Origin of the sequence: Scandinavium sp. NPDC088450, assembly GCF_044900545.1 — a bacterium.
Lineage (GTDB): Bacteria > Pseudomonadota > Gammaproteobacteria > Enterobacterales > Enterobacteriaceae > Scandinavium.
The window spans coordinates 24,154-33,425 of record NZ_JBJDNI010000038.1 but is presented as its reverse complement, the minus strand read 5'-3'; the positions used below and the strand labels follow the sequence as shown (position 1 = coordinate 33,425).

8 protein-coding genes and 1 pseudogene are annotated in these 9,272 nt (G+C 46.1%); 1 reads left to right on the top strand and 8 read right to left on the bottom strand.

Annotated elements, in window-relative coordinates:
* The 7 genes and pseudogenes from arsB to ACI2I2_RS22970 form a co-directional block, all read right to left on the bottom strand.
* A partial coding sequence (gene arsB / locus ACI2I2_RS23000) for an arsenite efflux transporter membrane subunit ArsB (RefSeq protein ID WP_404660060.1) occupies positions 1-1,079 on the bottom strand: 1,079 nt, incomplete at its 3' end.
* Positions 1,080-1,126: 47 nt separating this feature from the next.
* Positions 1,127-2,878 carry an arsenite efflux transporter ATPase subunit ArsA gene (gene arsA / locus ACI2I2_RS22995; protein ID WP_032181591.1) on the bottom strand — a complete coding sequence of 584 codons (1,752 nt, stop codon included), beginning with the start codon at positions 2,876-2,878 and terminating at the stop codon, positions 1,127-1,129.
* Between the two features lie 17 nt (positions 2,879-2,895).
* The gene (arsD, locus tag ACI2I2_RS22990) at positions 2,896-3,258 is read right to left on the bottom strand and encodes an arsenite efflux transporter metallochaperone ArsD (RefSeq protein ID WP_032170437.1); all 363 of its coding nucleotides are present in this window, start codon (positions 3,256-3,258) and stop codon (positions 2,896-2,898) included.
* A 47-nt stretch (positions 3,259-3,305) separates the two neighbouring features.
* Positions 3,306-3,659, bottom strand: a complete 354-nt coding sequence (arsR, locus tag ACI2I2_RS22985) for an As(III)-sensing metalloregulatory transcriptional repressor ArsR (protein ID WP_032181589.1) — start codon at positions 3,657-3,659, stop codon at positions 3,306-3,308.
* Positions 3,660-3,878: 219 nt separating this feature from the next.
* Positions 3,879-5,654: an ATP-binding protein gene (locus ACI2I2_RS22980; RefSeq protein ID WP_032170439.1), complete on the bottom strand. Its 1,776-nt coding sequence runs from the start codon at positions 5,652-5,654 to the stop codon at positions 3,879-3,881.
* Positions 5,651-6,799, bottom strand: coding sequence for an SIR2 family protein (locus ACI2I2_RS22975; protein ID WP_032294615.1), 1,149 nt, complete (start codon positions 6,797-6,799; stop codon positions 5,651-5,653). The genes ACI2I2_RS22980 and ACI2I2_RS22975 overlap by 4 nt, the downstream gene beginning before the upstream one ends.
* A gap of 198 nt (positions 6,800-6,997) precedes the next feature.
* Positions 6,998-7,207: pseudogene (locus ACI2I2_RS22970) on the bottom strand (integrase); the annotation flags it as partial.
* A gap of 204 nt (positions 7,208-7,411) precedes the next feature.
* On the opposite strand from ACI2I2_RS22970, the gene ACI2I2_RS22965 reads away from it, so the two are divergent.
* On the top strand, positions 7,412-8,359 hold the full coding sequence (locus ACI2I2_RS22965; protein ID WP_032181584.1) for a hypothetical protein: 948 nt from the start codon (positions 7,412-7,414) through the stop codon (positions 8,357-8,359).
* On the opposite strand, the gene ACI2I2_RS22960 is transcribed toward ACI2I2_RS22965, so the two are convergent.
* Positions 8,340-9,269: a DNA cytosine methyltransferase gene (locus tag ACI2I2_RS22960; RefSeq protein WP_032170444.1), complete on the bottom strand. Its 930-nt coding sequence runs from the start codon at positions 9,267-9,269 to the stop codon at positions 8,340-8,342. The genes ACI2I2_RS22965 and ACI2I2_RS22960 overlap by 20 nt on opposite strands.
* Positions 9,270-9,272 lie beyond the last annotated feature (3 nt).

Genomic DNA, 9,272 nt, shown 5'->3' with positions numbered 1-9,272 from the left:
GCCTCTTTGATAACGCCTGTTGCGGTGCTGCCATCAATAGAGAGAGCGCCAACCAGCACGGTAGGCATATTGTTCATGATGGAAGACAGGAAAGCTGTCAGGAAGCCGGTACCAAACGTCGCGGCCCAAAGTCCTTTATCAGCCAACACGTTCAGCACACTGGAGAGATATTCTGTTAGCCCTGCATTACGCAGGCCATAGACCACCAGATACATCCCCAGCGAGAAGATGACTATCTGCCATGGTGCCCCACGCAGCACTTTACCAGTGTTAATGACATGGCCTCGTTTCGCCACAGCAAACAGGATTACAGCGCCAACAGCCGCAATCGCGCTAACGGGAATACCGAGCGGCTCAAGGACGAAAAAGCCAACCAGAAGAAGGATCAACACGATCCAGCCGGTTCTGAAGGTTGCCAGATCTTTAATCGCTTTTGCAGGTGCTTTCAGGAGAGCCAGGTCGTAAGTAGGCGGAATATCTTTGCGGAAGAACAGATGCAGCATCACCAGCGTGGCGATAATAGCGGCAATATCCACTGGCACCATTACCGAGGCATACTCAGTAAAGCCCAGTCCAAAGAAGTCCGCCGAGACTATATTCACCAGGTTCGACACGATAAGCGGCAGGCTGGCAGTATCGGCAATAAAACCGGCAGCCATGACGAATGCCAGCGTTGTGCCTTTGCTGAACCCTAATGCCAGCAGCATGGCGATGACTATCGGCGTCAGAATAAGTGCCGCACCATCGTTGGCAAACAGTGCCGCCACCGCCGCACCGAGCAGAACGATATACGTAAAGAGCAAACGTCCACGACCGTTACCCCAGCGGGAAACGTGCAGCGCTGCCCATTCGAAAAAACCAGATTCATCAAGCAGCAGGCTGATAATAATCACGGCAATAAAGGTCGCCGTCGCGTTCCAGACGATATTCCACACCACCGGAATATCGCCCACATGCACAACGCCAGATATCAGAGCCAGCCCCGCGCACAGCATTGCACTCCAGCCGATCCCTAATCCCTTTGGTTGCCAGATAACCAAAACAATGGTCAGGACAAAAATAGCACCTGCCAGTAACATAAAGCCTCCTGACAGGGCGACTTTGCCGCCCTGTATATGCAAAAAAATTAACTCATCAACTCTCTGAGCTTTTCAATACCAGCGGGCTCTGACGCCAGCACCGGAACAAGTGCTATACGGTCAGCGTGCTGATTCTTAACAGCCTCAATCTGAGGCTGTTCCTGACGAGCGCGCTGGCAAAGCAACGGAGAACGCGTATCCGCAATGGAAAGGCTGTTATTGATAATCCAGCCCCACGGATGAATCCCCGCTCTTTCAAGGTCAGCCTGCAGGTTTGCCGCTTCCAGTACCGGTGTGGTTTCAGGAAGTGTAACAAGCAGAACTTTGGTTCTATCCGGATCCTGAAGCTGCATCATTGGGGTAGTAAAATGACCTTTACCCCCCATTTTTTTGGCTATCTCTCGGTGATAAGCACCGGTAGCATCCAGCAGCAACAGCGTGTGTCCCGTAGGGGCGGTATCCATGACAACAAACCGCTTACCCGCTTCACGAATCACTCGGGAAAAGGCCTGGAACACGGCAATTTCTTCAGTACAAGGAGAGCGTAAATCCTCTTCCAGTAGCCGTTTCCCTGCTTCGTCCAGATCTCTTCCCTTCGTCTCTAGGACATACTGGCGATAACGTTCGGTTTCATCGTGTGGATTAATCCTGCTGACCTGCAGGTTATTCAGGCTGCCGTTCAGCGTTGTACTCAGATGTGCAGCAGGATCAGAGGTCGTGAGATGCACGTCAAATCCCATGTCTGCCAGCCTGACGGCGATGGCCGCAGCCATCGTGGTTTTACCTACGCCACCTTTGCCCATCAACATAATCAGGCCGTGCTCACTGCGAGCGATATCATCGACCAGGCCAGAGAGCGATAAGTTTTGAGGCGTGCACGGGACGTTCATTGCTGGGAGGGGTAATCTCTCTGAGCGGGTGTCCAGCAGTCCCTTCAATGCAGACACGCCAACCATGTTGACTGGCTGTAGTAATAAGGTATCTGTCAGCAGCCCGGATAAACCGGCAGGGAGATTTGCCAGTGCCTCCTGCTCCCGTTGCCATATCGCAGCAGCCAAGGCGTCATGCTCTGCTTCGGCTGCAGGCAGCACACCATTAATCACCAGGTACTGGTTTTTCAGGCCAATCGCAGCCAGTTCTTCATGGGTGCGGGCGACTTCCTGTAGCGTCGATTTCTGCAGTCGTGCAACCAGAACCAGGCGGGTACTTTCAGGATCGGATAACGCCTCTACCGCGTGAGCATACTGCTCACGCTGCTTTTCCAGCCCGGCCATTGGGCCAAGACAGGAAGCACCATCTGGATTGCTTTCAATAAAGCTACTCCAGGCACCAGGAAGCTGGAGAAGGCGAATCGTGTGGCCCGTTGGCGCTGTATCAAAAATGATGTGATCGAAGCGGGTCAGCAGGGAAGCGTCTGTCAATAAGCCGGTGAACTCATCAAATGCCGCGATTTCCGTGGTACAGGCTCCTGAAAGCTGCTCGCTGATACTGTTAACAACTTCATCAGGCAACAGACCTTTAATAGGTTCAACGATTCTGGAGCGGTATTGTTGGGCGGCTTCCTGCGGGTCAATCTCCAGAGCGGAAAGTCCAGGAACTGCCGTCACAGGGCGAATGGTGTTACCGATAGCCTGATCGAATACCTGACCGACATTCGAGGCAGGATCGGTACTGACCAGCAAAACCCGCTTACCCTGTTCGGCAAGGCGGATAGCCGTCGCACAGGAAATAGAAGTTTTTCCTACACCTCCCTTACCGGTAAAAAATAGGTAAGGCGGGATATTCTGTAAGAATTTCATATGTCCTCCTGACATATTCAGCAACAGGAAGTATTACCACCACAGCAGCTGGTGGGAGCTAACCCTACCTTCTCCAGCGGAATACCGAACCAGCGAGCCAGCTCAGCGCGTTTTGGGTATCGCCCAGCCATCACCGTTTCACCGTCCAACAGCAGTAGCGGAAGCCCTTCTGCTCCAGATGCTTCGAGGAATGCTTTCGCTTTCTCATTGTGAACAAAGCTCATGGGCTGCTGCACCAGGTTGTAACGTTCAACCTGTACGCCACGTCCTTTCAGCCACTGCACATCAGCAGAAAAATCAACCAGAACCTGATCGACATCTGAGCCACATACGCCGGTACTGCAGCACATTGCCGGGTCAAACACCGTTAACGTCTTCATTCTGAATACATCACATTTGAAAAAACATATATGTTCAGGCAAATTTTTTAGATGCAAACAGCCTTACCGCTACCAGAGCAGTTTGCCGATGCCAGCTTACGGGCGATGGCCTGTACGTCGTCCTGTTGGCTTAACCAGGCCTGCTCAATCACCTGAGCGGCCCAGGAAGGAATATGTGGGGACAAGCGGTAGTGAACCCACTTGCCCTGTTTGCGATCCAGTAATAGACCACTTTCCCGGAGCATTGCCAGGTGGCGGGAGATCTTGGGCTGTGACTGATCCAGCGCTGTACAGAGATCGCACACGCACAGCTCTCCCATCTCTCTGAGCAGCAGTACGATCCCTAGACGGGTTTCATCGGAGAGGTTTTTGAAGAGCTGTAATGATGATAATTGTGGCATAGGTCCTCCTGCTATTATCTCGCAGTTTCTCTCTATAACAGTACAATGTCAAAAATACATTTGAATTTTCATATATGAAGTAAACAAAAAGCTACTCTCTACATCTTTCATGGAAAGAGAGATAATCCAGAGTAACCTTCTATATCAGAAATCCCCGAAGACACTCACAGGGCACATTTTGTTAGAGTTACAATACACAACAATTGCAAAGTCGCTGTATTAAGCGGGAGGCAGTGCCCAGAGTTCTTCAAGGTTCACATCATCACTGCTGGGTCGATGCTGTTTCAGCAGCGGGTCAATTTTCAATATCATTGGAAGATCAAAAGCGGTTCCAGTGACTACGCAGCAGCCCTTGGCTAGAGTCGGTATGAGAGTCTTAGAACTGGAATCTAACGTGCTGATAGTATTGTCTAGCAGCATAAGGTCGCGATCGTTCACTAATCGATGTATGAAGAAGTTGTGAATCTGGGAAACAATAGTAGGTGAAATATCGGCAGGCCGCTGACTAGATAGTGTGAGGTATACGCCATATTTGCGTCCCTCCTTGATTATTTCTTCAAAGAGTTCAAGCCGGTAGTCTTTCCAGATTTCATGCTCACGGGTGGACTGCTCTGACAAAATATTGTGTGCCTCATCAATGATAAGGTGAAGAGTCCGGCTTGGAGGGCTCTTGAGAGTCTCGGCATCTTTGTGATTTGTATAGAAATTCTTAGCAACAAGCAGTGGTAAGATCTTTTTTATCTCATTTTTGCATTTCTTTAAAGAGATGACATGTAAGAGATGTGGTGGTTGTGGCACATCAACGATTTCAAGAACATTACGCAGAGCCGATATAGATGATTTGGCCCTGGCAAGCACTGGTTGAATGTGTTCGTATTGGGCGTAGCCAAATACAACATCTGAACAGAGTTGGAGGTAGCACCTCAAGATTAGTTCGTCGAATTGATCAATGCCTTCTAAATTAACATTATCATCAAGAATAGGCTTGATGTTAGCGTCAAATCCATTGCCATTTGAATTATAGTACGTACCGCTGGCATGCTTAAAATATTTATCTTTATTAAAATAAATGATTCCCTTCAAATGGTCTTGAAGCAATTCGCAGTCAATCATGCGTGCAATTTCACGGCTCAGGTCTAAAGCATCTGATTTCGCTTCGCCTGTACTAAAAACTTTTTCAAAAACCTTTTCCACATATCTTTTGAGTGGGGTAGTTTTAAATTTTTCCTTACCAGATAGAACCCGACGCAGAAATGGCTGTTGTGTGTTTGTAGTTGCCTGAAACAGGAGGCTCAGGGTTTCGACATCCCAAAAATGAGCGCCTTCAATCTTGAATTTATGTTTTGCTTTTTTAGAATCCAGCACTGTGATTTGTTTATTCTTGGCTGGTAGTAGCTGATCTTCCGTGTATTCACCATTAAAATCTATGATAACGAACTGGCTCTTGTGCTGTAATGCTTGGAGCCGCTCATTAAAAAGTGTAGTGTAAAGTTTAGCTAGCGTATTAGATTTACCACTCCCGGTGTTACCAAATATACCCAGATGGCTGTTGAATAAACGCATCCATGGGAGGTTGATTGGTACATTTTCTTTGAGCATAGAGCCAATAGAAAAGCCTGTTTTTCCGTCCGCCCCATAGATTTTCCCTACCATGAGTTCGCTGAGTAGAGATGCCTTGTCTCTGATCATCGGCATGTACTTCACACCTTCAAAAAACTTATCCTCAACTATATAACCGATGGGGCGAACATCCACTTTTCGTACGTATTGGATCTTCTCGGCATCAGCCTCTAGCCTTTTCTCATCCAAAAATTCACCTTCAACAAGGCAGACAATGTCTATAAACCCTCGCTGAATAGTTACGTGTTCCCGAAGTGAAATACCTCTGTACTTAACTCCTCCGTAGTAAATAGTCTCATGATTGGAGTCTTCAAAAATTCGAAGGGAGATACGTACTCCACTCACTGCAATGACCTCACCTACTATGATACTCATATCAGATCCTCCTCTTCAGCTTTTAATGGAGGTTCATAATTATCTGGTTTGAGTGAGAAAACATATTTGTTGAAATTGGTGAAGTCCATATTCATACCTTCAGCTGGTCCAATTACTTGGACGTTTTTCCAAGATTTGAATTCTTCCCGCATATCGTTTGCACTATTGTTGCTATAACAGCAAATAAAAGTATGAAGTTGTGGGTTGGAGAGGGAGCGTTGAATAAGCCTGAGAATGTGTTCATCAGCAAATGAAAAGCCAAATGTGATGAGTATAGAATTTGGTTTTTCAAGCTCATAGCTTAATAGCCTGAGCATCTGGTAGTAGTGTTCTTCGAAGACAGTTTCGTAAAACTTCCACTTCGTGGGGTTAACAATCGGTAGCTTATTGTACTCCCCCCAGAAAATATCTATCTGATCTTGTCTGAATTCTAAGGATGGAATACCTTCGGTCCTGTTGCCATCGACACCAAGAAATTCTGAATATCCATTCAAATTTCCAAGTGTCTCTTCTGTCAAAAGGTTACTAAAATCATTGCGATAATTGACTTCAATCTTATCACCGCTTTTTGACCAGTAAACCGAACCGTGAAGGTGGATAATGTTTAGCTGTGGGATGCCATAGTTGCTTCGTTCAAATACTCCAGTTTGACATTGAAACGTACTGAAGTTTTTGGAATGAAGATGCTTCGTATGAAAACCTGAGGTACCATCATTCACCACAAAATCATGTGAGCCCTTCATGAGAAGGCTATCAGCTGTATGGCACAGACATCCATCATAGTTGGTGGTAAAAATATTGATTTTGCGGTTGAGATCTTTCCTTCTATCCAACAACCCCAAAAGGGTTGTTAAAAAAACCTCATAATTCTTGAGATTTTCTTTTCCTTTATCCGATGTAACGGAACTTGGATCGAATGTCTGTACTGGAAAAATACATGTGTTGTAGTAGTGCATGAATAAAGCGGTTCGCTTCTCTGGCGAGTTTTCAAACTGTGTGGCGAGCGTCTCGATCGTTTCTCGTCGTCCATCTGCATTCTTGATGGCTAGGGACAGCGTCGGGAACAAGTCTGCTGAAGCGCCTGAGCCAATCAGTATGTTGATGTTCTTATTGTATATATCCAGTGGCTGGATCGCCTCAAACATACTTACCTCCCTTATTTACTTTTGTCGAAAATAGCATCAGTGTATAGTCAGACCAAGTTTTGACTTAGGCAAAAAATTTGTAGCAATAGTCACTACTTCTCTGGTTTCCAACTATTGCAGTTAGCAGCATATATTGAATTACATCCGTCCAGACACCTAGACGGATGCTATTGCTTTTCGAGACTGCCTTTCAACCTATCAGCTTGTAATAATCCCTTCCTTGCCTAAATTACTAGTAAAATCACCATACCACTGCATCATCTCCCGCCTCGCCTCCAGATATTGAGCATTGTCATACGTTCCACGAATTGAGTTCTTATCGACGTGATCCAGTTGTAGCTCGATGCAAACCGATTTAAATCCCTGCTCATGCAAAATGATACTCATCGTGTGACGGAATCCATCCCCCTAACACGCCTTACGTAGCATATGTGCTTCACTATCACATTGAAAATGTTGAGTACTGTCATGAGATGAGCGGCGTCGAATCAAAACCTCATTCAATTCCAATGAAAACTGACACCCATGATACAAAAACACCATGAATTCATTGACATAAATTGCTACCCGCTGAGATCATATAGCAAACCGCTCCTGAATGAGGAATGAGCAATGGCAGTGAGTATCGCGGAATATTTAGGCCAAAGAACAGACGTGGAACAACAGATTGTTCCCGTTTCAAAGGGCACGCTGGCGCAATGCCCTTTTATGGACCGTACCTGTGACAAAGTAAGTAAAAATAATCATCCAGTCTGCTCCGTCCGCAAACCAGACAGCACTATTTGGATCGTCTGTGAACATAGACTTTGTTCTACCCGCCAAAAAAAGACGATCATCTCAGGTGAGCGTACACAACTTGTCGACAATGTCTTGGTTGAACATCAAAGAGACATTCTAAGGAAAGTAGCAAAACTGATCTATCAGGATCCTGAACTGCAAGACTCAGAGATTGGCGTAAAAAGAGAAGTCAATATTCCTTTACCAGATTCAGATAATAGCTACCACGCAGACTACGTAATGAGAAACTTTTCCGGTAGAGGAAGAGTTGATGAAGTCCTCCTCGAAATGCAAGGTGGCGGAGAAACGAGCAGCACAGGTGCCATTACTCGCCATATTGCCGCTTGGGCTGATCTCGAAATCCCAACAAATGAAATTCTAAGAAGGCCAGTGGCAGCAAATACTATCGAAACCAACGCATGGAGACGACAACAAGAACAATTTCTTGTGAAAGGGAATGTTGTTGATCAAACTGGTGGGAAAATCGTTTTTGCTGTAGGTAGCTTACTCTATGACTATTTACATAGACGTTTTAGGAATGCCAATCTCAGGGATCTAAAAGCCCATAACTGGACATTATGCATTTTAGCTTTCAAGGAAGATACATCGGATGAACCACGACCTGGCCCGATTCCGTTGATCATTGATGATTCAAAGACATTATTTACTAACTATTCAACATTTGTAAGATTTCTAACAGATCAGGGCGCACCGCGCCCTGAACTATTCGAAGGATCATTTTTACGTTTAGATAATAGTACTGTTACGATAATGCCTCGTTAAGCATCTGCTGATCTACAAGGACAATTCTTTTTCCTATCCATTCAACAATAGGGACCGCGACAGCGTTCCCTACTGCTCTGAATCGATTAGAGTCCAGTTCTCTGGAAATCCCTGCAGACGCTCGTACTCGGAAGGCAGCATCCGGCGCACATACAGCATCTGAACTTCCTCTTGAGTCAAGAGTGTAGGTTTCTCCGTCGTTCCGGTATCCTTTTGCTTGAGGTCCTGCGGTTGCTTTTCGTCCGATACTTGCATGCTGGATAGAATAGATATCTGCTTTTGATAGGCCTGTATCAGAGGCTCCGGAAGCATTTGCCCTCTCTCCTTGGCCCTGTTTATCAACGATTCTAGTTGCTCCGGGTTCAAAAAGGACTCGAGCGGAGCGCATGTCTCCAAGACTTGCGACAATGTACACTCTTCTTCTACGCTGGGGTGTTCCAAAGTATTTTGCATCCAATACTCTCCACGAAACGCCATACCCGAGTTCGACCAACGTATCGATGACAACTTTGAAGTCTTGTCCATTGTGGCTGTTGAGCAGTCCGGGAACATTTTCAATAACAAGCCATTCAGGTTTTCTTTCTTCGATGAGTTTTGCATATGTATAAAATAAGCCGCTTCGGGCTCCCTCTAAACCTTTCCGTTTTCCTTGGTTAGCTGACGACACATCCTGGCAAGGAAAACCACCACACCAAACACTGCTTTCAGGGATCTCATCAGCATTCAGTTGTGTAATATCAGTATGTAATGGTACATTTGGCCAATTCTTTCTAAGTACTTTCTGGCAAAACTTATTGATTTCGCATTGGAAAACAACTTCCATCCCCGCTTTCTCAAGACCAAGATCGAATCCACCAATCCCTGCGAAAAACGAGGATACCTTGTACTGCTTCAGTGGTTTCTTTTTCATATC

Bases quoted from the DNA above. Each gene is read 5' to 3' on its own strand.
- ACI2I2_RS22980 (WP_032170439.1), bottom strand. From the start codon at position 5,654: ATGAGTATCATAGTAGGTGAGGTCATTGCAGTGAGTGGAGTACGTATC.
- arsR (WP_032181589.1), bottom strand. From the start codon at position 3,659: ATGCCACAATTATCATCATTACAGCTCTTCAAAAACCTCTCCGATGAA.
- arsD (WP_032170437.1), bottom strand. From the start codon at position 3,258: ATGAAGACGTTAACGGTGTTTGACCCGGCAATGTGCTGCAGTACCGGC.
- ACI2I2_RS22965 (WP_032181584.1), top strand. From the start codon at position 7,412: ATGGCAGTGAGTATCGCGGAATATTTAGGCCAAAGAACAGACGTGGAA.
- arsA (WP_032181591.1), bottom strand. From the start codon at position 2,878: ATGAAATTCTTACAGAATATCCCGCCTTACCTATTTTTTACCGGTAAG.
- ACI2I2_RS22975 (WP_032294615.1), bottom strand. From the start codon at position 6,799: ATGTTTGAGGCGATCCAGCCACTGGATATATACAATAAGAACATCAAC.
- ACI2I2_RS22960 (WP_032170444.1), bottom strand. From the start codon at position 9,269: ATGAAAAAGAAACCACTGAAGCAGTACAAGGTATCCTCGTTTTTCGCA.